The organism is Bradyrhizobium sp. SZCCHNR1098, assembly GCF_032489375.1.
In the GTDB taxonomy this organism is placed as follows: domain Bacteria; phylum Pseudomonadota; class Alphaproteobacteria; order Rhizobiales; family Xanthobacteraceae; genus Bradyrhizobium.
This window is the reverse complement of sequence record NZ_JAUEXY010000002.1, coordinates 713,853-735,929: the sequence shown is the minus strand read 5'-3', so window position 1 is coordinate 735,929 and position 22,077 is coordinate 713,853. Positions and strand designations below refer to the sequence as shown.

At 66.3% G+C, this 22,077-nt stretch carries 18 protein-coding genes; 5 read left to right on the top strand and 13 right to left on the bottom strand.

Annotated elements, in window-relative coordinates; all coding sequences use genetic code 11:
- Nucleotides 1-36: 36 nt before the first annotated feature.
- The 10 genes from QX135_RS07620 to QX135_RS07575 all read right to left on the bottom strand — a co-directional run bounded on the left by QX135_RS07620 (nt 37) and on the right by QX135_RS07575 (nt 13,359).
- The gene (locus QX135_RS07620; protein WP_316176738.1) at nt 37-1,581 is read right to left on the bottom strand and encodes a L,D-transpeptidase; all 1,545 of its coding nucleotides are present in this window, start codon (nt 1,579-1,581) and stop codon (nt 37-39) included.
- A gap of 356 nt (nt 1,582-1,937) precedes the next feature.
- Nucleotides 1,938-2,810 (bottom strand): helix-turn-helix domain-containing GNAT family N-acetyltransferase, encoded by an 873-nt coding sequence (locus tag QX135_RS07615; protein ID WP_315779458.1) that lies wholly within the window; start codon nt 2,808-2,810, stop codon nt 1,938-1,940.
- A 362-nt stretch (nt 2,811-3,172) separates the two neighbouring features.
- Nucleotides 3,173-4,108, bottom strand: a complete 936-nt coding sequence (locus QX135_RS07610; protein ID WP_315758434.1) for a sugar-binding protein — start codon at nt 4,106-4,108, stop codon at nt 3,173-3,175.
- Nucleotides 4,109-4,191: 83 nt separating this feature from the next.
- Complete coding sequence (locus QX135_RS07605) at nt 4,192-5,289, bottom strand: ABC transporter permease (protein ID WP_315779456.1); 1,098 nt, start codon at nt 5,287-5,289, stop codon at nt 4,192-4,194.
- Nucleotides 5,289-6,056: an ATP-binding cassette domain-containing protein gene (locus tag QX135_RS07600; protein ID WP_315779455.1), complete on the bottom strand. Its 768-nt coding sequence runs from the start codon at nt 6,054-6,056 to the stop codon at nt 5,289-5,291. The genes QX135_RS07605 and QX135_RS07600 overlap by 1 nt, the downstream gene beginning before the upstream one ends.
- Before the next feature lie 46 nt (nt 6,057-6,102).
- Nucleotides 6,103-7,425 carry a xylose isomerase gene (gene xylA / locus QX135_RS07595; protein ID WP_316176739.1) on the bottom strand — a complete coding sequence of 441 codons (1,323 nt, stop codon included), beginning with the start codon at nt 7,423-7,425 and terminating at the stop codon, nt 6,103-6,105.
- A 6-nt stretch (nt 7,426-7,431) separates the two neighbouring features.
- Nucleotides 7,432-8,880: a xylulokinase gene (gene xylB, locus QX135_RS07590; RefSeq protein WP_316176740.1), complete on the bottom strand. Its 1,449-nt coding sequence runs from the start codon at nt 8,878-8,880 to the stop codon at nt 7,432-7,434.
- 119 nt (nt 8,881-8,999) lie between these two features.
- On the bottom strand, nt 9,000-10,028 hold the full coding sequence (locus tag QX135_RS07585) for a LacI family DNA-binding transcriptional regulator (protein ID WP_315776341.1): 1,029 nt from the start codon (nt 10,026-10,028) through the stop codon (nt 9,000-9,002).
- A 1,065-nt stretch (nt 10,029-11,093) separates the two neighbouring features.
- Nucleotides 11,094-12,266 (bottom strand): 4-hydroxybenzoate 3-monooxygenase, encoded by a 1,173-nt coding sequence (gene pobA, locus QX135_RS07580; protein ID WP_315741202.1) that lies wholly within the window; start codon nt 12,264-12,266, stop codon nt 11,094-11,096.
- Between the two features lie 178 nt (nt 12,267-12,444).
- The gene (locus tag QX135_RS07575; protein WP_315773074.1) at nt 12,445-13,359 is read right to left on the bottom strand and encodes a helix-turn-helix domain-containing protein; all 915 of its coding nucleotides are present in this window, start codon (nt 13,357-13,359) and stop codon (nt 12,445-12,447) included.
- 133 nt (nt 13,360-13,492) lie between these two features.
- Between QX135_RS07575 and QX135_RS07570 the strand changes: the two genes are divergently transcribed.
- Nucleotides 13,493-14,656 carry a cytochrome P450 gene (locus QX135_RS07570; protein WP_316176741.1) on the top strand — a complete coding sequence of 388 codons (1,164 nt, stop codon included), beginning with the start codon at nt 13,493-13,495 and terminating at the stop codon, nt 14,654-14,656.
- A 105-nt stretch (nt 14,657-14,761) separates the two neighbouring features.
- On the opposite strand, the gene QX135_RS07565 is transcribed toward QX135_RS07570, so the two are convergent.
- Nucleotides 14,762-15,880: an NADH:flavin oxidoreductase gene (locus QX135_RS07565; RefSeq protein WP_316176742.1), complete on the bottom strand. Its 1,119-nt coding sequence runs from the start codon at nt 15,878-15,880 to the stop codon at nt 14,762-14,764.
- A gap of 181 nt (nt 15,881-16,061) precedes the next feature.
- On the opposite strand from QX135_RS07565, the gene QX135_RS07560 reads away from it, so the two are divergent.
- Nucleotides 16,062-16,385, top strand: coding sequence for a helix-turn-helix domain-containing protein (locus QX135_RS07560; protein ID WP_315741221.1), 324 nt, complete (start codon nt 16,062-16,064; stop codon nt 16,383-16,385).
- A gap of 20 nt (nt 16,386-16,405) precedes the next feature.
- On the opposite strand, the gene QX135_RS07555 is transcribed toward QX135_RS07560, so the two are convergent.
- Nucleotides 16,406-17,890, bottom strand: a complete 1,485-nt coding sequence (locus QX135_RS07555) for an AMP nucleosidase (protein WP_316234013.1) — start codon at nt 17,888-17,890, stop codon at nt 16,406-16,408.
- Nucleotides 17,891-18,143: 253 nt separating this feature from the next.
- On the opposite strand from QX135_RS07555, the gene QX135_RS07550 reads away from it, so the two are divergent.
- From QX135_RS07550 to QX135_RS07540, 3 genes are read left to right on the top strand one after another with little or no spacing between them, the layout of a single operon-like run.
- Complete coding sequence (locus QX135_RS07550; protein WP_315779445.1) at nt 18,144-18,986, top strand: shikimate dehydrogenase; 843 nt, start codon at nt 18,144-18,146, stop codon at nt 18,984-18,986.
- Nucleotides 18,987-19,010: 24 nt separating this feature from the next.
- Nucleotides 19,011-19,862 (top strand): amidohydrolase family protein, encoded by an 852-nt coding sequence (locus QX135_RS07545; RefSeq protein ID WP_315741196.1) that lies wholly within the window; start codon nt 19,011-19,013, stop codon nt 19,860-19,862.
- Between the two features lie 24 nt (nt 19,863-19,886).
- Nucleotides 19,887-21,041 carry an ABC transporter substrate-binding protein gene (locus QX135_RS07540; RefSeq protein ID WP_315741195.1) on the top strand — a complete coding sequence of 385 codons (1,155 nt, stop codon included), beginning with the start codon at nt 19,887-19,889 and terminating at the stop codon, nt 21,039-21,041.
- A gap of 63 nt (nt 21,042-21,104) precedes the next feature.
- Here the strand turns inward: QX135_RS07540 and QX135_RS07535 are convergent, their stop codons facing one another.
- Nucleotides 21,105-22,076, bottom strand: coding sequence for a Gfo/Idh/MocA family oxidoreductase (locus QX135_RS07535; protein WP_315776334.1), 972 nt, complete (start codon nt 22,074-22,076; stop codon nt 21,105-21,107).
- Between the last annotated feature and the right edge of the window lies 1 nt (nt 22,077).

Below are 22,077 nucleotides of genomic sequence, written 5' to 3'. Positions count from 1 at the left end.
GACCCGCGAATCGCGGTCAGGCATCAGGCCGGCTGGTCACCACCAGCCCGGCTGCACCGGCCGGTAATAGGTCGGAGGCGGCCCACGACGGCGCGGCGCCGCGACGGGCTGGCCATCCCAGCCGCGCTGGAAGAAGCTGCCGAAGCCATCGTCATATTCGTCGCCGCTGGCAACGTCGACATTGGTCGTCGGCCGGCGCGTGATGAAGCCGCCCTGCGGCTGGTTGCTCAGCACTGCGACGAACTCGGTCCGATAATTGGTCTCGCTCGACAGCGGCTCGTCCGAGACGATGATCGAGGAGCGCGGCACGGCCGTCGGCGCGATCCGGGCGAGCACGTCCTTCGGAATGGTGATGCGGTCGAGCGCGTCCTTGGCGGTGTCGCCGTCGTCGATGGTCACCGCCGTCCAGCGCAGCCCCGCGCCGTTCTGTGCCACTGCGGTGAACACATGCGTCCCAATCGGCCGGTCGGGATCACGGATGGTCACCGGCGCCTCGATCGAGGTGTCGAACACCTCGCCGCCGCCATCGGGGGCCGGCTTGTGCGTGTTGCGCCTGACATAGAGCATCTGCGTGGAACGGCTGATATAGACCGAGACCGGCTCGGTCGCGAGCCTGGCGTCCGTCGCAGCCTTGCTCGTATCGGCCTTCCTGGCCGCAGCCGCCTTGGCGGCATCCTTGGTCGAGGTCGCCGCAGCGAGCTTCGCGGTCGCGTCCGACTTGGCGGCCTCGAGCTGCGCCGCCGCGTCGGTCGCCTTGGCGGCGACCTTCTGATTCGCATCCTCGGCCAGCGTCCTCGCCTGATCGGTCTTGGCGGCGGCCAGCTTCCTGCCGGCGAATTTGAGCTCGGCCTCGGCGCGCGCCTTGGCCTGCTCCAGCTTGCGCAAGGACGCCTTCAGAGCCTTGGCCTCGCGCTCGGCCGCGGTAGCCGCCGCCTTGGCCTCGTCGGCGAGCCTGGCGGCGTCCTCGGCTTCGCGGCCGAGCGTCGCGGCGCGCGAGGGCACCGCGGCGAGCGCCTCTGCGGTCGGCACGAACAAGGCGGGATGGGAGAACTCGACCGGCGCCGGGTCACCGGGCGCGATGATCACCCGCATGCCGATCCAGGTCCGGTCGAACAGCTTCTCGGCAAAGCCATAGGGCATGCGGACGCAGCCATGCGAGGCGGCATAGCCGGGCAGCGGCCCGCCATGCAGCGCCACCCCGTTCCAGGTGATGCGCTGCATGTTCGGCATCCAGGCGTCGTCATAGAGCGTCGAGCGGTGGTCCTTGTCCTTTTCCAGCACGGCGAACACGCCGGCCGGCGTCTCGCGGCCCGAGACGCCGGTCGACACCGGCGCCCGCCAGATCCAGCCGTCGGCGTCGTAGAACGTCACCTTCTGGGCCTTGATCGATACGATCGCCATGATCGGATCGCCATGCGCGCGCGGCGCCGTCGCTTCGGTCGCCGGCGCGGGGCGCGCCTGCCGCGCGCTGGCCGCGGAGCTGGGCATCGCCAGTGCCGCCAAGGCCGCAAGGGTCATCAAGACCGGTCCGCGACGCCGCATCGCTGCAAGGTTCTGAGCCGCCGTGGATCGTGTCACCATGCCTTGTCCCGATTCGTCATTGCTGTTCCGCCCGCGCCGGCGCGATCGGCGCAGGACGATCTATACGCTCGATCAAGTCTTGGGGTGAAGTGAGGCGAAGAAGCGTCCCCGAGTCACGAGGCCCTCGCCGCAATTGCGTCAGGCTCAGGCAACAAATTAGACTCAAAGCACGCCGGTCTGCCTCTCATCGCTGGAACCCAACGACCCTCATCCAATCACCCGCCGGTTGCCCATCGCTTAACACCGAGCAGGCCGACGGGGTCCGTCGCAGAGGTCCCCTAGCAATTCGCCGACCACAAGGCGCTCGCGTTCCTGAAGCCCGATGCACGAGCGCCGAGCGTCACGGGAGATCGACCTCAAACCTGCTTCTCGAAGAACAGATCCGGATACGGATCGTCGTTGAAGCGGTCGATCTCGGTCCAGCCGGTGCGGCGATAGAGCTGGACGGCCTCGGTCAGCGCGCTGTTGCTGTCGAGGCGGAGCGTCGTGATCGAGAGCTTTCGCGCGGCGTCCTCGGCCGCATCCATCAGCCGCCGGCCGAGGCCAAGCCCGCGCGCCGCGGGCGCGACCCACAGCCGCTTGATCTCGGCGACATCGCCGCCGCTGCCCTTCAGCCCGACGCAGCCGAGCGGCAGGCCGTCGGACAGCGCGACGAAGAAGGCCCCGCGCGGGGCCGCCATGTCGGAGGCATCGGGATCGCGCGACAGCGAAACGTCGAATCCGCGTTCGAACCGTCTCGACAGCTCGGCGTAGTACTCGCCGAGGCAATAGCGCGATTGCTCGCCGCGCGGATCAGCCTCGTCGATGGCGATGCGGCTGCGTCCGAGCGCGGCCGCGACCAGGTCCATCGCCGCCAAGAGCGCCTCGGGCTGGGCGTGACGCGCCAGCATCGATTCGGCCTGGGCGTTGGAGAGCGTCTCATAGGCCTCGAATTCGCGCCGGCCGGCGGCCGTGAGCCTGGCGATGCGGCGGCGTGCGTCGTCGGGATGCGGCCTGGTCGTCACCAGCCCCTCCTCCTCCAGGCTGCGCAGCAGCCGGCTCATCAGCCCGGAATCGAGCGCGAGATAGTCGCGCAGATCGGCGACGTCGCTGCGGCCATGGCCGATCGCATTGAGCACGCGGGCCGCCCCGAGCGGCCGCCGGCGCCCGAGAAACGAGGTGTCGAGCGCGCCAACCTCCGAGGTGACGGCGCGGTTGAAGCGGCGGACGCGAGAGATGGGGTCGAGCATGATGTCTGACTTTAGTCAGATATATCCCCCTGTCAATCGTCCGGGCCCGTGTTGCCCGCACTGTCATCGTCCGCCACCGGGTCTCGCCTTCGGCGAGCCCAATGACAGGCTCCGGCGGATGATCCAGCACGCAGCGGCGTCTCGATTGCCCACGACCGTCTCTGGAATACTGGATCGTCCGCCGTCGCGGACGATGACAGTGTTGTGGAGACGATCAGCAGCGTCTTCGTGGAGCGAGACAACGCAAACGCAGGCCGTCTTTGGTGCCCGCTCCACACGACAAAAGCATCCCAAACAAAAAGGGCGGCCCAGCCGCCGGCCGAAGCCGGTTGCCGGACCGCCAGGTTTTCCCCGGGAGGAACTCAGTTCAGAAGCTTGGCGACGTTGTCCTTGGTGACGAGGTCGAGGCCGGTGTAGATCACGTCCGGCACCTTCTCGCCCTTCTTGATCGCGAGCAGCGTGTCCATCGCCTTCTCGCCCATCTCGAACGGGCGCTGGCCGGTCAGCGCGTTGGAATAGCCGTCACGCAGCAATTCGAGCTGCATCTTGAGCGTGTCGGCGACAACCAGCGTCAGCTTGCCGGCGTCGATGTCCTTGCGGTTCTTGTTGACGAAGGCCTTGTAGCCCTCGGGCGCGAACATCGGCCAGCCGCCGATCGGCACGATGGCGCCGAGATCCGGCGTCGCGGTGCGCAGATCGGCCATCTGCTGCACGGCGAGCGCGGGATCGTCGTTGCAGAAGGTCGGCGAGCCCGCCACCTCCGTCCACTTCGAGCCCTTCAGCGCCTCACGCACGCCATCGACGCGCTCGGCGAGGTTCTTGGCGCCGGGGCCGCCGGAGACGACGGCATATTTGCCGCCGTCGGGTCGGAGCTGCAGCAACTGCTTGCCGAGCGCCAGCCCGAAATCCTTGTTGTTGGTGCCGATATAAGCGATGCGCTTGGAGCCCGGCGCATCGGCATCGAAGGTGATCACCGGAATGCCGGCGGCGGTCGCCGCCTCGATCGACTTCGTCATCGCGGCGACGTCGGCCACCGAGATCGCCAGGCCGTCGACCTTCTGCGTGACGAAGTCCTGGATGATCTGCGCCTGGGTGGCCGGCTCGTGCTCGACCGGACCCTTGTAGATGCACTCGACGTTGCCGAGCTCCTTGGCGCGCTTCAGGCAGCCGTCGCGCGCGACGTCGAAGAACGGATTGTTCATCGCCTTCGGCACGATGGCGAAGCGGTATTTGGTCTCGGCCTGCGCCGGGGCCAGCATGATCGCGAGCGATGCGACCGCATAGAGCAGCTTCTTCATGGGTTTCCCTCCTCCATGTCTATCCCTGATGATTGTCTGCTCCGGGTGAGGATAGACGCGCTTGTCATCCCGGCCAGTATTCGTCACAGCAGGCGTGCGCGGATACGATCCACCAGCACGGCGGCGATGATGATCACGCCGACCAGAGTCTGCTGCCAGTAGGAGTTGACCTGCGCCAGCACCAGCCCGTTCCTGATCACCTCGAGCAGCACGCAGCCGACGATGGCACCGAGCGGGCCGCCGAGACCGCCGGCGAGGTTGGCGCCGCCGATCACGGCCGCCGCGATCACGTTGAGCTCGTAGGACGTCGCCATGTTGGCGGGCGCGGAGCCGAGCCAGCCGGAGATGATGATGCCCTGCAGGCCGGCGGCGAGCGCGCCGATCACATAGACCTCGATCTTCACGCGGGGCACCGAGACGCCGGTCAGCTCCGCCGCCTTCTCGTTGCCACCGATCGCGAACACGTGGCGGCCGAACGCGGTGTGGTGCAGCACCAGCGCCATCACCAGCGCCAACGCAATCAGATAGATGAAGGGCGCCGGCACGCCGTAGACATCGCCCTGCGTCAACGCATAGAAATAATCGGCGTCGGGGCCGCCGGGGAAGCTGCCCTTGCCGTTCGAGATCACGTAGCTGAGACCGCGCACGATCGACAGCATGCCGAGCGTGGTCACGAACGGCGACAGCCCGAGCAAGGCGATGCAGACGCCGTTGATCAGGCCGACGACGAGCGAGACCGCAAGGCCTGCCAGCACCGAGACGATCAGGATCAGGCCGGGCACGTTGGCGACCACGGTCTTGCCGTCCGCGGCGACATGCACGAACAGCGATGACAGCGGCATCCCCGGTGTCGACAGCGTCGTCATCACCATCGAGGTGATCATCGCCGCGAAGCACATCATCGAGCCGACCGACAGGTCGATGCCGCCGGTGATGATCACGAAGGTGATGCCGAGCGTCGCAATGGCGATGAAGGAGAAGTTCTTGGCGACGTTCTGCAGATTGCCCTCGGTCAGGAAATAGGGACTGGCGAAGCTCATCACGATGATGAGGGCGATGAGCGCCAGCGTGACATAAGCGGTCTGCGAGGCGAACACGCCACGGTGCCACCATCTGATGGCGCCGACATTGGTGAAGGTGACTTCGGTGCCGGCGGAGCGGGTCTCGGATGGAACGGACATCACGCCGCCTCCTTGGCGCCGGTGATCAGCGCAGTCACTTCCTCGGGGCTGGTCTCGCCGACCGGCTTGTCGGCCTTCTTCTCGCCGCGACGCATCACCACGACGCGATCGCACACCGCGAAGATGTCGGGCATACGGTGCGAGATCAGGATGACGGCGATGCCCTGCTCCTTCAGCCGATGGATCAGGCTCAGCACCTGCTCGACCTGGCGCACCGAGATCGCCGCGGTCGGCTCGTCCATCATCACGAGCTTGGCATTGGACAGCCGCGTGCGCGCGATCGCCACCGCCTGGCGCTGGCCGCCCGACATGTCCTTGACCAGATCATGCGGGCGTGTCTCCGAGCGCAGCTCGCGGAACAGCTCGAGCGCGCGCGCCTCCATGCCCTTGTGGTCGAGCAGCACCAGCGGGCCGAAATTGCGCTTCAGCTCGCGACCGAGAAACACGTTGGCGGCGGCGGTGAGATTGTTGGCGAGCGCCAGGTCCTGGTAGACGACCTCGATGCCGACGCTGCGCGAATCCATCGGACGATGGAAATGCACCTCGCGGCCGCCGAAACGGATGGTGCCCTGGCTCGGCGGAAAATTGCCGGCGATGATGCGCACCAGGGTGGACTTGCCGGCGCCGTTGTCGCCCATCAGGCCGACGACCTCGCCGGCGTCGATCGAAAGATCGACGCCGTGCAGCGCGCGGATCGCGCCGAACTGCTTGCCGAGGCCCTTCAGCTCCAAGACTGGCTCCAAGACTGGCTGCGCGGCGGTGCTCATCACGGCTCGCTCAGCCTCATTCGTCATCGTGCGCAGGCTGCTGTCATCAGACATAGCGATTTACCACGCTTTCGAGATATTCCTGCCGGCCGGAGCGCGGCTGCGGATCGAGGCCGGTGTTGACGGCGCGGTCGGCGAGTTCGGCGAGCGAGCGGCGGCCAGCGAGGATCGCCTGTCCCTCCTCGCCGTCCCAGCCGGCGTAGCGCTGCGCGAGCGGCGCCGTCAGGGCACCGTCCTCGAGCATCTGATCGGCGGCGATCAGTGCACGCGCGCAAGCGTCCATCGAGCCGACATGGGCGTGCAGCAGATCATCCGGATCAATCGACTGCCGGCGGATCTTGGCATCGAAGTTCAGCCCGCCCGTGGTGAAGCCGCCGCCCTTGAGCATGTCGTGGAACACCAGCGCCAGCTCCGGCACGTTCATCGCGAACTGGTCGGTGTCCCAGCCGAGCAGATCGTCGCCGCGGTTGATGTCAAGCGAGCCGAACACGCCGAGCGCCTGCGCCAGCGCGATCTCGTGCTGGAACGAGTGGCCGGCGAGGATGGCGTGGTTCTGCTCGATGTTGAGCTTGACGTCGTCGAGCAGATCGTAGCGCCGCAGGAAGCCGTAGCAGGTGGCGACGTCAAAGTCGTACTGATGCTTGGTCGGCTCCTTCGGCTTCGGCTCGATCAGCAGCGGCCCCTTGAAGCCGATCTTGTGCTTGTGCTCGACCACCAGCGAGACGAACCGGCCGAACTGGTCGAGCTCGCGCTTCATGTCGGTGTTGAGCAGCGTCTCGTAGCCCTCGCGGCCGCCCCACAGCACGTAGTTGGCGCCGCCGAGACGATGCGTCACCTCGAGTGCGGCACGCACCTGTCCCGCCGCGTAGGTGAACACGTCCGGGTCCGGATTGGTCGCGGCGCCCGCCATGTAGCGGCGATGTGAGAACAGGTTGGCGGTGCCCCACAGCAGCCGCACCTTGGCAGACGCCATCTTCTGCTCGAACAGGTCGGCGATGGCGTTGAGATTGGCGACCGACTCCTTCAGCGTCGCGCCTTCCGGCGCGGCGTCGACGTCGTGGAAGGTGAAGAACGGCACGTCGAGCAGCCGGAACAATTCGAACGCGACGTCGGCCTTGGCGCGCGCCATTGCCAGCGCATCATCGCCATGCTGCCAAGGCCGCAGGAAGGTCTCGCCGCCGAACGGATCGCTGCCCGGCCAGCAGAACGAATGCCAGTAGCAGACCGCAAAGCGCAGATGATCCTCCATCCGCTTGCCCCTGATCAGGCGGTCCTTGTCGTACCAGCGGAACGACAGCGGGCTGCGCGACTCGGGCCCGCCATAGCTGACGGTTGCGCCGGTCTGGAAGAAGGGAGCCTGGACGTTCACGAGGGTTTACTCCTTGAGAGCGGGATAGAGCTTGCGCCATTGCGCGTAGGCGGCGTCGTATGCCGCGCGCTGCGTGGCGCGGGGTTCGAAACTCTGCAGCCGCTGTGGCCTGCGGCAGACATCGGCCGGTGCTTCGCCGGTCGCGGCGAGACGGCCGAGCCGCGCGGCGCCGATGGCGGCGCCGACCTCGCCCTCCTCGACCCGGTGTACGGTGACGCCGAGCACGTCGGCCATGATCTGCGCCCACAACAAGGAGCGCGAGCCGCCGCCGACCAGATCGAGCTCTCTGATCGGCTGCGCGCTACGCGCGAGCGCGGCGAACATGTCGCGTGAGGCAAAGGCCACGCCCTCAAGCACTGCCTGCACGAGATCGTCGCGGCCGGCGGCGCTGCGCAGGCCGACGAAGGCGCCGGCGGCATGGGCATCGTTGTGCGGGGTGCGCTCGCCGTCGAGGTAAGGCAGGAACTGCACCGGGCTCGGACGTTCGACGCTGATACCGAGCGGCGCCAGCAGCGCGGCTTCCGGCGTCTCGAGAATGCGCGCCAGCCACGCCAGCGAGGCCGCGGCCGACAGCATCACGCCCATCTGATGCCACAGCCCGCCGAGCGCATGGCAGAACGCATGCACGGCCGCTTCCGGCGCCGGCGCGAAGCGGTCGGTCACCCGGAACAGCACGCCTGATGTGCCGAGCGACAGGAAGGCATCGCGAGGCCGGATGGCGCCGAGTCCGATTGCGCTCGCCGCGTTGTCGCCGGCGCCCCCTGCGATCACGACATCGGCGCCCATGCCCCAGCGCCGCGCCAGCTCGGGCGACAACACGGCACTGCGCTCATTGCCCTCGACCAGGCGCGGCATGTGATCGAGACTGAGCCCGGTCGCCGCCAGCAGTTTCTCCGACCAGCGCCGCGCTCCGACGTCGAGCCACAGGGTGCCGGCCGCATCCGACATGTCCTCGACCATCTCGCCGGACAGCCGATAGCGCACATAGGCCTTCGGCAGCAGCACCGTCGCGACCTCTGCAAAGATCTTCGGCTCGTGCTTCGCCACCCAGACGAGCTTCGGCGCGGTGAAGCCGGGCATCGCGAGATTGCCGGCGATCGTGTGCAATTCGGGGCAGCGGCGTTCGAGCTCGGCGCATTCGGCTTGCGAGCGGCCGTCATTCCACAGGATCGCGGGACGCAGCGACCGGCCGTCGCGACCAAGCAAGGTCGCGCCGTGCATCTGGCCGGACAAGCCGATGCCGCGCACCGCTGACGTCTCACGCGGACGCTCACGCGCGAGATCATCCACCGCGCCGATGACGGCCTCGACCCAATGATCCGGATTCTGCTCGGACCACAGCGGCTGCGGATGCGACAGCGACAGCGGACGCGAGGCGTTCGCGATCAGCGCGCCCGTCTCGTCCTCCAGCACGGCCTTCACGCCGGATGTGCCGACATCCAGTCCGAGAAACACGACTCCACTCCTCCCACACGGACCGCCAGGCGCCTCGGCGATCTGCGTCGCCTCGAAACCAGCGCCTCGGTCGTTTCTCATTCCGTGTTCGGGCCGACCGCATCACCGCGGCCATCCGCTCACGGCAGATTGTCCCGCATCACGATGTCGATGCGGATCGTCTCCTGTTCGCTCAGGATCGGCTCGCCGCGCGCCAGCGCCAGGAGCACGCGCACGGCAGAGCGCGCCTCGTGTCCCGGGTTCTGCGAAATCGCCGCATCCATCACGCCGTTCAACAGCAGCTTGCGCGTCAGCGCCGTCACATCATGGCCGACGAACACGATGTCATCGACCCTCCCCGACTCGGTCAGCGCCTTGGCGACGCCGGCCGTGCCAGCGCCGACATTGTAGAGCCCGACGATGTCGCGATACTCGGTCAGCAGCTCGCGCATGAGGTGCTCCGAGCGATCGTCCACATCATGCCCCTCAGCAACCGGCAAAACCTCAAGTTGCCGAAACTCCGCCGCCAGAACCTGGCCGAAGCCGAAGATGCGCTCGGCATGATCGCGCAGGCCTTGCGAGCCGGCCATGATCGCGACCCGCCCCGCCCTGCCGCCGGCGAAGCGTCCGACCAGCGCACCCGCGGTGCGGCCAGCGGCGATGTTGTCGATGCCGACATAATGATGCCGCCGCGACGACGGCACGTCGGAGACCAGAGTCACGACCTTGGCGCCGGACTCGACGAGATCATTGATCGCGGCGCGCACGCTCGGATGGTCGAGCGCCACCACCGCCGCACCGTCTACGCGACCGACCAGATCTTCGAGCTTGCCGGCCAGCACAGCCGGATCGAACACGTCCGTCGTGACGACATCGACCGAGAGCCGGCGCGCGGCCATCCAGCTCGCCAGCTCGCCGAGATGCGCCTGAATCTGCTGCATGAAGGGATTGGCACCGGACGGCATCACGAAGGCAAAACGCCGCGAGCGGGCACGGGCGAGTTCGGAGGCCGCCGCATGCGGCTGGAACGCACTGCGCGCCATCGCATCCTTGACGCGTCGCACCGTGTCCGGGCGCACGCCCGGCCGGTTGTGCAGCACGCGGTCGACGGTGGCGAGGCTCACGCCCGCCTGCCGCGCAATATCCCGCAATGTCAGCGGCGCGTTCATGATCCTCCCCTTTGGGTTGAGGACCATAGCGCGGTTTTTGAGGTGCGCAACTCATTTTTCAGGGCGCGCGGGGAGGCCGACAGACTTTAGCAGTTGGCGCGCTAATCCAACAGCGCGCCCCGATCATCTGTCCGCCGATCTCGAGCTGAGCGAAGTTGCACCAGCGAAACACGGCGTCATCCTCCAAGCGGCCCGCGGAGCGGTGACGGGGCTGACGGTCGCGTGTTCGATCAACATGCTGCATCCTGCTCATGGGGCTCGCGGGCAGCCGACGTTCCTGCGCGCATTGAACGCGATCTGCCCGGCCTCCTTCGAAAATTTTCTGCTTTTCAGAAAGTTTCTCTTTCGCCTTATCGGAAGATGTGCTTATCTCCGGCCATCCCGCCTCAACGAGAGGGGCGTTGCGCGCGATCGTCACGACACGCGAGGCGGGGATGCGGTGGCCGCGAGAGTTCGAGAGCAGGCTCGCGAGAGCATGCGGACGAGCGATCTCTTGCGGACGTGAAGTCGCAGCGTCCTGACACCCCGATGCTGGTGTTACGTTCGCGACGGCGCTCGAGGCGCCGCGCGGATCATGGTGGCCAGAAAGCCCGGCGCACCAGGGAGACTGCGTATAAGCGTGAGACTGCCGCGCAGGGAATGCCGGAGTGTTCGGCTGCACCTGTGGTACCTGCCGCCTGCACTTTCTTACGCAGGCGGGCCATGGGTGAGGCCGTCACCCGGCATTCCCTGCGCCCTCTCGATTATGGGAGGGGCGAGTTGATCGCAGACCTCGGGCATCATGTGCCGCGAGACCGCGTTGCCACGTCCTGCCTGCGCTGTTTGAGACGTGAATCCGATCTATCCCAACCGTCGTCCCGGGCAAGCCGTGAGGCGCGAAGCGCGTCACGGCGCCGACCCGGGACCCATACCCCGCGGCAGTCATGATGGGCACAAAGCCAATCGCCAGCCTGCCTCAAACCGCTCCCTGGGGTACGGGTCCCGGCGTTCGCCGGGACGACAGCGAGGCGACTGATGCTTGGTGCCATCAAGCAGCGCAGGCGAAACGCGTCGCGTTGACCTCGCTCAGAACGGCAGTCCGACATAGTTCTCCGCCAGCGACCGCTGCGCGGCCTCCGACGAGAACAGATAAGCGAGCTCGGTGTCCTGCAGTCTGTCGTCGTAGGACAACCGGTCGGGGAAACGATGCAAGAGCGTCGTCATCCACCAGGAGAAGCGCTGCGCCTTCCAGATCCGCGCCAGCGCCCGCTGCGAATAGCCGTCGATGCCACGGTCGTCGCCCTTTTTGTAGTGATCGAGCAGCGCATGATAGAGATAGTAGATGTCGGACGCAGCCGAGTTCAGCCCGCGCGCGCCGGTCGGCGGCACGATGTGGGCGGCGTCGCCGGCGAGGAACAGCCGGCCGTAGCGCATCGGCTCGGCGACGAAGCTGCGCAGCGGCGCGATGCTCTTCTCGATCGAGGGCCCCGTGATCAGCTTGGCCGCGATCTCCGCCGGCAGCCGGCGCTTCAGCTCCTCCCAGAACGCATCGTCGCTCCAGTCCTCGACCTTGTCGGTGAGCGGCACCTGGACATAGTAGCGGCTCAGCACCTGCGAGCGCAGCGAGCACAGCGCGAAGCCCCGCTCGTGCTTGGCATAGATCAATTCCGGCGACACGGGCTTGGTGCGCGACAGCACGCCGAGCCAGCCGAACGGATACACCCGCTCGTATTCCGTCAGCTTGTCGTGCGGGATCGATTTGCGGCTGACGCCGTGGAAGCCGTCGGCGCCGATGATGTAGTCGCAGTCGATGCGGACGACCTCTTCGTCCTGACGGTAGGTGACGTAAGGCTTGTCGGAGGCGATGTCGTGCGGCGTCACGTCGGTCGCGTTGTGCACGACCTTGCCGCCGAGCTTGTCGCGGGCCTCGTAGAGATCGCGCGTCAGCTCGGTCTGGCCGTAGACCATCACCGAGTTGCCGCCGGAATATTTGTGCAGGTCGACGCGGTCGAGCTTGCCGTCATGGGCGATGTAGAAGCCGTGATGAATCTCGCCCTCGCGGTCCATGCGCTCGCCGCACTGCGCCTCGCGCATCAGCTCGGCAAAGCCGTGCTCGAGCACGCCAGCGCGGATGCGCGACAGCACGTAGTCGCGGCTGGATTTCTCCAGGATGATCGTATCGATGCCCTGCAGGTGCAGGAGCTGCGACAGCATCAGGCCCGACGGGCCTCCGCCGATGATGCAGACTTGGACTTTCATGGGCGCGTTCTCCCGGATTCGCAGACGCAGGCTTGTTGGGTATGCTTTTCAATCGCTGATTTTAGCAAGGAATGTGCTGGGATCACTTGGATGGACGCGGCATTCTCTTGCACTTTTCCGACACCATGCCGCGATGCAAAACGAATGCGAAGGTGGTATCGGGCGGCGCCGATCACCCTTACGGCGGCGCCGCGCCGTCCCCCACCCCCATCGCACGGCGATAGTCGCGCGGGCTCGCCCCGGTGTGCCGCTTGAAGAAGCGGCAGAAATAGGCCGGGTCCTTGAAACCGAGCTCGAACGCCAGCTTCGACACCGGCGCTGCAATATAGGTGAGCCGCCGGCACGCCTCGCGCGCCAGCCGCGCATGCACGATGTCGAGCGCGGACTGGCCGGTCTCAGCCCGCGTCAACCGATTGAGCCGCTCCGGCGTCATGCCGAGCTCGTCGGCGTAGCGCGCCACCGACCAGTGATCGCGGTGATGCGCCTCGACCAGCACGATGAAGCGGGTGAACAGCGCCGCATGCCCGCTGCCGCGCCGCGCGCCTTGCGACTGCCGCGCGCTCTGCTGCGCCAGCCGCCACACGATCGAGCGACCGAGCCAATGCGGCACCGGTGAGGCCGCGGAATCGGCCGCGGCGAACTCGTCGGCGAGGTCGACGAACAGCGCGGCGATGCGCCGCGTCGCGACCGCCTGCGCATCGAGATGCAGGATCTGCGCGGTTGCGAACAGGTCGCGCAGCGCCTCGCCGGTCGCCGGCACATCGCCCTCCACCACCGCCCGCGGATTGAACGTCAGCACATAGCCGTCGGTGTCGCGCGAGAAGCGGAAGGCATGGACCACGCCGGGCGGAATGATCACGGCGACCGGGCCGGTACAGCGCTCGCGGCTTTCGTCCAAGGCGATCTCGGCTGGACCGGCAGCGACCCAGAGGATCTGGTGCAGGCCCTGGTGCGTATGCGCCTCGATCTCCCAGCGATAGAGCTTGCTGCGCACCTGGATCGGCTCGACATGCAGCATGTCCGGCTGCGCGGCCGACGCTTCGCCGTACAGCGCGAACGCGGGGATCGACGGCTTGGTGCGAAAGCGGGGCATGAGCGAGAGCTAACCCTGAATGTCGGAAAAGTACAAGTCTTGGCCGGCTTTCGTGTCTCACGCCGCGGCCACGGCTCGGCTAGATCAGTGAAAAGAACAACAACGACCACACTCAATGGAGAGGAGGCCCAACATGTTCGCGTTCGACCCGTATTCGCCTGCGGTCGATGCCGACCCGTTCCCGTTCTACAAGACGCTGCGCGACGAGCACCCCTGCTTCTGGAGCCCGCAGGCCCAGGTGTGGATCCTGTCGCGCTATGCCGATGTGGCGGCGGCCGGAACGAACTGGCAGACCTATTCGTCGGCCAAGGGCAACCTGATGACCGAGCTGCCGAACCGTGCCGGCGCGACGCTCGGCACCACCGACCCGCCGCGCCACGACCGGCTGCGCGGCCTCGTCCAGCATGCCTTCATGAAGCGCAATCTGGAGAGCCTGTCAGGCCCGATCCGCGACATCGCGCGCGACTGCGCCGAGGCGCTGCGCGGCCAGGACCGGTTCGACTTCATCGAGGCGTTCTCCTCGAAATTCACCGTGCGCGTGCTGTTCGCCGCGCTCGGCCTGCCGCTCGGCGACGAGCAGACTGTGCGCGACAAGGCGGTGCTGATGGTGCAGAGCGATCCGGTGAGCCGCGCCAAGGGACCGCAGCACATCGCAGCCTACAACTGGATGCAGGACTATGCGGCCGGCATCATCGCGGAGCGCCGCGCGCGGCCGCAGAACGACCTGATCTCGCATTTCAGCATGGCCGAGATCGACGGCGACAAGCTCGACGAGCGCGAGGTGCTGCTGACGACGACAACGCTGATCATGGCCGGCATCGAGTCGCTCGGTGGTTTCATGACGATGCTGGCTTACAATCTCGCCGATCACGCGGAGGCGCGCCGGGCCGTCGTCGCCAATCCCGACCTGATGGCGGACGCCGTGGAAGAGTCGCTGCGCTTCAACACCTCGGCTCAACGCTTCCGTCGCTGCCTGCAGAAGGACGTCACCTTGCACGGCCAGACCATGCGCGAGGGCGATTTCGTCTGCCTCGCCTACGGCTCCGCCAATCGCGACGAGCGGCAGTTTCCCAATCCGGATGTCTACAACATCGCGCGGAAACCGCGCGGCCATCTCGGTTTCGGCGGCGGCGTGCACGCCTGTCTGGGCTCGGCGATCGCGCGCATGGCGATCAGGATCGCGTTCGACGAGCTGCACAAGGTCGTGCCGGACTATCGCCGCACCCAGGAGCAATTGCCCTGGATGCCGTCCTCGACCTTCCGCAGCCCGATGTATCTCGAGCTGACGGTGCATTAGTCAGTCGCAAGGACGGGATGGCAGGCTCGAGCTCGCGCCTCGCTGACGGTACGCCCCCTCGCCCCGCTTACGCCGGACGAGGGGCACCAACGGGTCTACAAGAGCTCAAACCAGCGCGCCGAGATCCGCTGCGCTGAAGCCCTTCAGGCCCGCCTTGTCGCCGGCCTTGATCTTGGCGACCCATTCGGCATCGCTGATCAGCGCGCGGCCGACCGCAATGAGGTCGAACTCCTCCTTGGCCATGCGCTCCAGCAGCGCGTCGAGATCGGCCGTCGTTGACGGCTTGCCGGCAAACGCCGAGAAGAATTCATCCGACAGGCCGACCGAGCCGACGCTGATGGTCGCAGCCCCCGTGATCTTCTTGGCCCAGCCGGCAAAGTTCAGGCCCTTCTCGCCGTCCACGTCCGGGAATTCCGGCTCCCAGAAACGGCGCTGCGAACAGTGCAGGATGTCGACGCCGGCCGCGACCAGCGGCTGCAGCCAGTCGGCCATCAGCGCCGGCGTCTCGGCGAGGCGCGCCGCATAGTCCTGCTGCTTCCATTGGCTAACGCGCAGGATGATCGGGAAATCGGGACCCACCGCCTTGCGGATCGCGGCGACGACCTCGCCAGCGAAGCGCGAGCGCTCCTTGATGGTGGCGCCACCATAGCGGTCCTCGCGCTGGTTGGTGCCGGACCAGAAGAACTCATCGATCAGATAGCCGTGCGCACCGTGGATCTCGACGGTGTCGAAGCCGACCCGCTTGGCATCGGCCGCGGCTTGCGCGAATGCGGCGACGGTGTCGGCAATGTCGTTCTCGCTCATCACGTTGCCGCGCGGCTTGCCCGGCGCAACCAGCCCGGACGGGCTCTCGACCGGCGCATCGGGCTCCCAGCGGCTCATGCCCCTGGTCGAGCCGGTGTGCCAGATCTGTGGCGCGATGCGGCCGCCGGCGGCGTGCACGGCCGTGGCGATGCTCTGCCAGCCGGCCAGCGCGGCATCGCCGTGGAAGAAGGGAATATTGGGCTCGTTGCGCGAGGCCGGGCGGTTGACGACCGTGCCCTCGGTGAGGATCAGCCCCACGCCACCTTCGGCGCGGCGGCGGTAATAAGCGGCGTTGGCCTCGCCGGGAATGCCGTTCGGCGCCGCATTGCGGGTCATCGGCGCCATGACGATGCGGTTCTTCAGCTCCAGCGTCTTCAGGCGGAAGGGACGAAACAGCACGCTGGTATCGAGATCGGACATTCAGGGGGCTCCATTGCGTTCGGAACCGCTCCAGTATACTTCGTAAACCTGAAGTCAATCAGGCACCCAAAGTCGCTCAGGTATATCCGAGGAAACCGCTGTCGTGACCGCCACGTCGACATCAGAGACCGCCCCGCTCCGCTGCAAGCCGCAGCACTTCTCGTCGGAATGCCCGAGCCGGGTGCTGATCGACCAGATCGCCGACAAATGGTCGATGATGGTGCTGGCGGTGCTCGACTCCGGACCGCTGCGCTTCAACGCGATCAAGAAGCAGCTCGAGGGCGTCACCCAGAAGGCGCTGACGCAGTGCCTGCGCCGGCTGGAGCGCAACGGCCTCGTCGCCCGCGAGGTGATCGCGGACTCGCCGGTCGCGGTCCAATACGAGATCACGCCGCTCGGCCGTACCCTGCAGCCACCGTTCCGCGCGCTCTACGCCTGGACCATCGCCAAGATGCCGGAGGTCGAGCAGGCGCGTCAGGCGTTCGACGGGCGCCGGGGCCGCTGATCCCAGGCGGCCACGGGCCGCTATTGAAATGCGACTTCGGCGAAGCTGCGCAGCTTGCGCGAATGCAGCCGCTCCGACTCCTGGTGTTTCACGAGCTCCAGCGCCTTCAGCCCGATCTGGAGATGCTGGCCGACGCGCTGCCGATAGAAGTCGCCCGCCATGCCGGCGAGCTTGATCTCGCCATGCAGCGGCTTGTCGGACACGCAGAGCAACGTGCCGTAAGGCACGCGGAAGCGATAGCCATTGGCCGCGATCGTTGCCGACTCCATGTCGAGCGCGATGGCGCGCGATTGCGACAGCCGCCGGATCACCGCCGGACCGCTGATCTCCCAGTTGCGATTGTCGACGCTGGCGACGGTGCCGGTGCGCATCAGCCGCTTCAGCTCGAAACCGGAAAAGCCGGTGACCGCCTCGACGGCCTCTTCCAGTGCGACCTGCACCTCCGCAAGCGCCGGGATCGGCACCCAGGGTGGCAGCTCCTGGTCCAGCACATGATCCTCTCGGACATAGCCGTGCGCCAGCACATAGTCGCCGAGCCGCTGCGTGTTGCGAAGACCCGCACAATGGCCGACCATCAGCCACGCATGCGGCCGCAGCACCGCGATGTGGTCGGTGACGTTGCGTGCGTTCGAGGGCCCGGTGCCGATGTTGATCAGCGTAATGCCCTGGTGCCCGGGCTCGACCAGGTGAAAGGCCGGCATCTGCGGCGTGCGCGACGGCGCCGCGCCCGTGGTGCCGCCGCCGAGCCGCGCATTGCGCGTGATGACGTTGCCCGGCTCGACGAACGCCTCGGCGGCGCCCTGCCCCGCCGCGAGCTGCTGACGGCCCCAATCCGCGAAGGCATCGACGTAAAACTGGTAGTTCGTGAAGATCACGAAGTTCTGGAAGTGGTCGGGATCGGTCCCGGTGTAGTGATAGAGACGGCGCAGCGAGTAGTCGACGCGCGCGGCGCGAAACAGCGACAGCGGCTCCGGCATGCCCGGCGTCAGCTCGAGCGTGCCGTCGGCGATGGCGTCGTCCATGGTCGACAGATCCGGCACGTCGAACACGTCGCGCAAAGAGCGCGTCACCAGCGGGCTCTCGTGATGCGGCAGCGCCGTCTCGATGTTGATGTCGCGCCGATAGGCGAAATGGACCGGGATCGGCTCAGCCGACTCGCCGATCTCGACCGGTACGCCGTGGTTTTCGATCAGCAGGCGGATCTGCTGGGTCAGGTACGAGCGGAACAGGTCCGGCCGCGTGACGCTGGTCTCGTGCACGCCAGGACCCGCAACGAAGCCGTAGGCGAGACGCGAGTCGAGCCGGGCGTGACTTGCGGTGGTCAGCCGCACGAAGGGATAGGTGGCGCGGATCCGTGTCGCCGGCACGACGCCATTGGCATAGGCCTCGAAATGGCCGCGCAGGAAAGCGGTATTGCGCTCGTAGATCTCCTCGAGCCGGGCCACCGCAGCGGCCGCGTCGGTGAAGGTTTCTGTTGCCACGGGTGGCGGAGATTGGACAGTCAATGGCGATCCTTTGGGTCCGGCGGACGGTCGTCGAGGCAGACTTGCGCAATCATAGAAATCACCCCTGGCTTTGCCCAGGGGGCGGGTCACGCGATGACGCCCATGAACTGGACATTGAGCCACGATGCGCTGCATTGCGACAAGGATTTGTGGTCGAATGTTTCAATTGCCTGTGCGCGTCATTGCTCATAAGACGGTTTCACATTGGCCGAGACAGGCCGAGGTCTGAAGGGTGGGAGATCATAGCGCAACCATGTTGCACGCGAATGGATTCGGATTGGCCGGCGTCATCGGCATGCCCGTTACTCACTCCCGCTCCCCCACGATCCACAATTTCTGGCTCAACGCGCACGGCCTGCGCGGCGCCTATGTGCCGCTCGCGGTTCAGCCGGAGCGGCTGAAGGATGCGCTCGCAGGACTGGTGGCACTCGGCTTTCGCGGCTGCAACGTCACCATGCCGCACAAGCAGACGGCGATGCCGCTGCTCGATCGGGTGAACGAAACCGCACGCCGCATCGGCGCCGTCAACACCATTGTCGTCGAATCCGACGGCACGCTGAGCGGCTTCAACAATGACGGCAACGGCTTTGTCCAGAGCCTGCGCGACGCCAGGCCGGACTGGCGCGCCGACGAAGGCCCTATTCTTCTGCTCGGCGCCGGCGGTGCAGCGCGCGCGGTCGTTGTGGCGCTGCTTGAGAATGGCGCCCGCGACATCCGCATCAGCAACCGCACCGCCGAGAAGGCGCAGGCCATTGCGGCCGAGTTCGGGTCGGCGATCAGCACGGTGGCGTGGGACGACCGCTCGGCGGCGGTGGCCGACGTCGCGGTGCTGATCAACAGCACCGATCGCGGCATGATCGGTAAGCCGGCGCTGGAGATCGATCTGGGGCGGCTCTCAGCCAAGACGCTCGTGGCAGACCTGATCTACACGCCGCTGGAGACGCCCTTCCTCGCGGACGCGCGCGGGCGCGGCTGCACGACGGTGAACGGGCTCGGCCTGCTGCTCAACCAGGCCCGCCTCGCCTTCCAGGCCTGGTTCGGGGTGCTGCCCGACGTCACGCCCGAACTGATCAAGGCAATTCAGGCGACGTTCTGAACGTCGGTCAGAGAGGGCTCGACCATGGCACTTCCGGCAGGCCCCAGGATCGATTGCCACATCCACGCCATCGATCCCGCGCGCTTCCCCTACGCGCCGGATACGCCTTACCGTCCAACCGGTCAGGAGATCGCCACCGCTGCGCATCTGATCCGCGTACTCGATGTCTTCGACGTGCGCCATGCGCTGATCGTCGCGACGAATTCGGGTTATGGCTCGGACAGCCGCATCCTGCTCGATACGCTCGGACTCGGAAACGGGCGGTTCAAGGGCGTCGCTGTCGTCGAGAAGGACGTCGAGATCAAGGAGCTGCAGCGGCTCAAGGCCGCCGGCGTCGTCGGCATCGCCTTCAACGTGCCGTTTCATGGCACCGACTATTACCGTGACGCCGCGCCGCTGCTGGACAAGCTGACCGACCTCGATCTGTTTCTGCAGGTCCAGGTCGAGCAGGATCAACTGCTCGACTTGCTGCCGCTCATTGAAAGGTCAAAAGTCCGTCTCGTGTTCGATCACTGCGGCCGGCCTGCCGTCGAACACGGGCTGAAGCGCGCCGCCTTCCAGGCGCTGCTCGCACTCGGCCGCGAGCGTGATGCCTATGTGAAGCTATCCGGCTACTACAAGTTCGCGCGGCAGCCCTATCCCTACGCCGATACGTGGCCGTTCATCGCCGCGCTCGTCGATGCCTTCACGCTCGATCGTTGCGTCTGGGGCTCGGACTGGCCTTTCTTGCGTGCGCCCGAACGGCTCGACTACGGGCCGCTGCTGGCCGGCATCACCGAGATCTTTCCAGATCCCAACGACCAGCATCGGCTGCTATGGCGAACGCCATCGCGGCTGCTGGGCTTTGCAGAGATACCGATGAGTTCGTCACCATAAGCAAAAAACAAGGGGGAGGATATCGTGAGACATCTGGGACGACTGAGCGGCGTTGCGCTGGCCGCTTCGCTGTGGGGCTTCCATGCGCATGCCGAGAACACTGTCTACATTCCGGACGTCGTCGAGCTGTCGGGCCCAGGCGCGGTGTCGGGGACGAACTGGCGCGATGGCGTCGCGCTTGCGGTCGACGAAATCAATGCCGCTGGCGGCATTCTCGGCCGCAAGATCACGACCGAGCATCTCGACACCCAGAGCAATCCCGGCGTCTCCCGCGCCCAGGTTCAGAAGGTGCTCGACCGCGAGCCTTACGTCGTGCTCGGCCCGATCTACTCCGGCTCGGTCAAGGTCAACATGGCGCTGACGCAGCAGGCGGAGGTACCGCAGATCGTCGGCGCCGAGGCCGCCGACATCACCACGCAAGGCAATCCCTGGATCTTCCGCACCGCCTTCGGCCAACAGTTCAGCATGCCGAAGATCGCCAATTATCTGCACGACCAGTCGAAGGTGAAATCGGTCGCGGTGGTCTGGGTGAATAACGATTTCGGCAAAGGCGGCCGCGACAGCTTTGTCAAGGAGATGAAGACCCGCGGCATCGACGTCGTGTCCGACATTTCGACCGAGCAGGGCCAGGTCGATTTCGGCTCGGACGTGATCAAGCTGAAGAACGTCAAGGCCGACGCGATCTTCGTCTACACCAACGAGGAAGAAAGCGCGCGTTTCCTGATCGAGGCCAAACGTCAGGGATTGTCGGTGCCGCTGTTCGGAGAGACGACGCTGCTCAGTCAGAAGGTCGTGGAGCTCGCAGGCCCCGCCGCCAACGGCGTGCGCGGCCATGTCGGCCTGAGCGCGGATGCGCCGGTCCCAGCCATCCAGGCCTTTGCGAAGAAGTTCAACGAGCGCTACCGCTACTGGCCCGACCATAACGGCATCAAGGGCTATACCGCGGTCTATCTCGTCAAATACGTCACCGAGATGATCGGCAAGTTCGACGGCCACGCCTTCGGCGCCACCATGAAGGGATTGACGCTGACGCCGGACAAGGCACCGGGCATGCTGATGGAGGCAAGCTGGGACCAGAACGGCGACATCGACCGTGAGAGCTTCCTGGCCGAGATCGTCGACGGCAAGCAGAAGATTGTCGCGACGCTGCCGAAGCTGAAGCCGTCCAAGGCGCCATAAGCGGCCGCGGGGCCGCGCCTGGGAAGTCCCCTCCCCGCGCCTACCACGCGAGGAGGGATAGTGTCAGCCCTTGGCGAGCTGCTCGTCGAGATCGTGCAGCACCTGGTAGCAGGGCAGCACCTGGGCCACGGAGGCGTTGGGCTCGCGGCCCTCGCGGATCGCGGCGAAGAACTCGCGGTCCTGCAGCTCGATGCCGTTCATGGAGACATCGACCTTGGAGACGTCGATCTTCTCTTCCTTGCCGTTCACCAGATCGTCGTAGCGGGCGATGTAGGTGCCGGTGTCGCCGATGTAGCGGAAGAAAGTTCCGAGCGGGCCGTCATTATTGAACGACAGCGACAAGGTGCAGATCGCGCCATTGGCGGCCTTGAGCTGGATCGACATGTCCATGGCAATGCCGAGGTTGGGATGAATCGGTCCCTGCACAGCATTGGCCTTCACGATCGGCGAGCCCGCCTGATAGGCGAACAGGTCGACCGTGTGCGCGGCGTGGTGCCACAAGAGGTGATCGGTCCAGCTGCGCGGCTGGCCCAGCGCGTTCATGTTGGTGCGGCGGAAGAAGTAGGTCTGCACATCCATCTGCTGGATGTGGAATTCGCCGGCCTTGATCTTCTTGTGCACGAACTGGTGGCTGGGATTGAAGCGGCGGGTGTGGCCGCACATCGCGACCAGCCCAGTCTCCTTCTGCAGCTCGACGACCTGCTGCGCATCCTTGAGCGAGTCGGCGAGCGGGATCTCGACCTGAACATGCTTGCCGGCCTTGAGGCAGTCGATCGCCTGCGCCGCATGCATCTGGGTCGGCGTGCAGAGAATGACGGCGTCAACCTCCGGCAGCTTCAGGCTGTCGGCGAGTTCGGTCGAGACGTGCTTGATGCCGTATTTGTCGGCGACTTCCTTGGTCTGGTCGAAGCGGCGCCCGACCAGCGACACCACCTCGACACCGTCGATGTTCTTGATGCCGTCGAGATGCTTGATGCCGAAGGCGCCGGCGCCGGCGAGCGCGACCTTGATGGTCTTAGAACCGTCTTTGGCCATA

Excerpts from the sequence above, each read along its gene's own strand:
- QX135_RS07620 (WP_316176738.1), bottom strand. The coding sequence starts at position 1,581 with ATGGTGACACGATCCACGGCGGCTCAGAACCTTGCAGCGATGCGGCGT.
- QX135_RS07615 (WP_315779458.1), bottom strand. The coding sequence starts at position 2,810 with ATGCTCGACCCCATCTCTCGCGTCCGCCGCTTCAACCGCGCCGTCACC.
- QX135_RS07610 (WP_315758434.1), bottom strand. The coding sequence starts at position 4,108 with ATGAAGAAGCTGCTCTATGCGGTCGCATCGCTCGCGATCATGCTGGCC.
- QX135_RS07605 (WP_315779456.1), bottom strand. The coding sequence starts at position 5,289 with ATGTCCGTTCCATCCGAGACCCGCTCCGCCGGCACCGAAGTCACCTTC.
- QX135_RS07600 (WP_315779455.1), bottom strand. The coding sequence starts at position 6,056 with ATGAGCACCGCCGCGCAGCCAGTCTTGGAGCCAGTCTTGGAGCTGAAG.
- QX135_RS07585 (WP_315776341.1), bottom strand. The coding sequence starts at position 10,028 with ATGAACGCGCCGCTGACATTGCGGGATATTGCGCGGCAGGCGGGCGTG.
- pobA (WP_315741202.1), bottom strand. The coding sequence starts at position 12,266 with ATGAAAGTCCAAGTCTGCATCATCGGCGGAGGCCCGTCGGGCCTGATG.
- QX135_RS07575 (WP_315773074.1), bottom strand. The coding sequence starts at position 13,359 with ATGCCCCGCTTTCGCACCAAGCCGTCGATCCCCGCGTTCGCGCTGTAC.
- QX135_RS07570 (WP_316176741.1), top strand. The coding sequence starts at position 13,493 with ATGTTCGCGTTCGACCCGTATTCGCCTGCGGTCGATGCCGACCCGTTC.
- QX135_RS07565 (WP_316176742.1), bottom strand. The coding sequence starts at position 15,880 with ATGTCCGATCTCGATACCAGCGTGCTGTTTCGTCCCTTCCGCCTGAAG.
- QX135_RS07550 (WP_315779445.1), top strand. The coding sequence starts at position 18,144 with ATGTTGCACGCGAATGGATTCGGATTGGCCGGCGTCATCGGCATGCCC.
- QX135_RS07545 (WP_315741196.1), top strand. The coding sequence starts at position 19,011 with ATGGCACTTCCGGCAGGCCCCAGGATCGATTGCCACATCCACGCCATC.
- QX135_RS07535 (WP_315776334.1), bottom strand. The coding sequence starts at position 22,076 with ATGGCCAAAGACGGTTCTAAGACCATCAAGGTCGCGCTCGCCGGCGCC.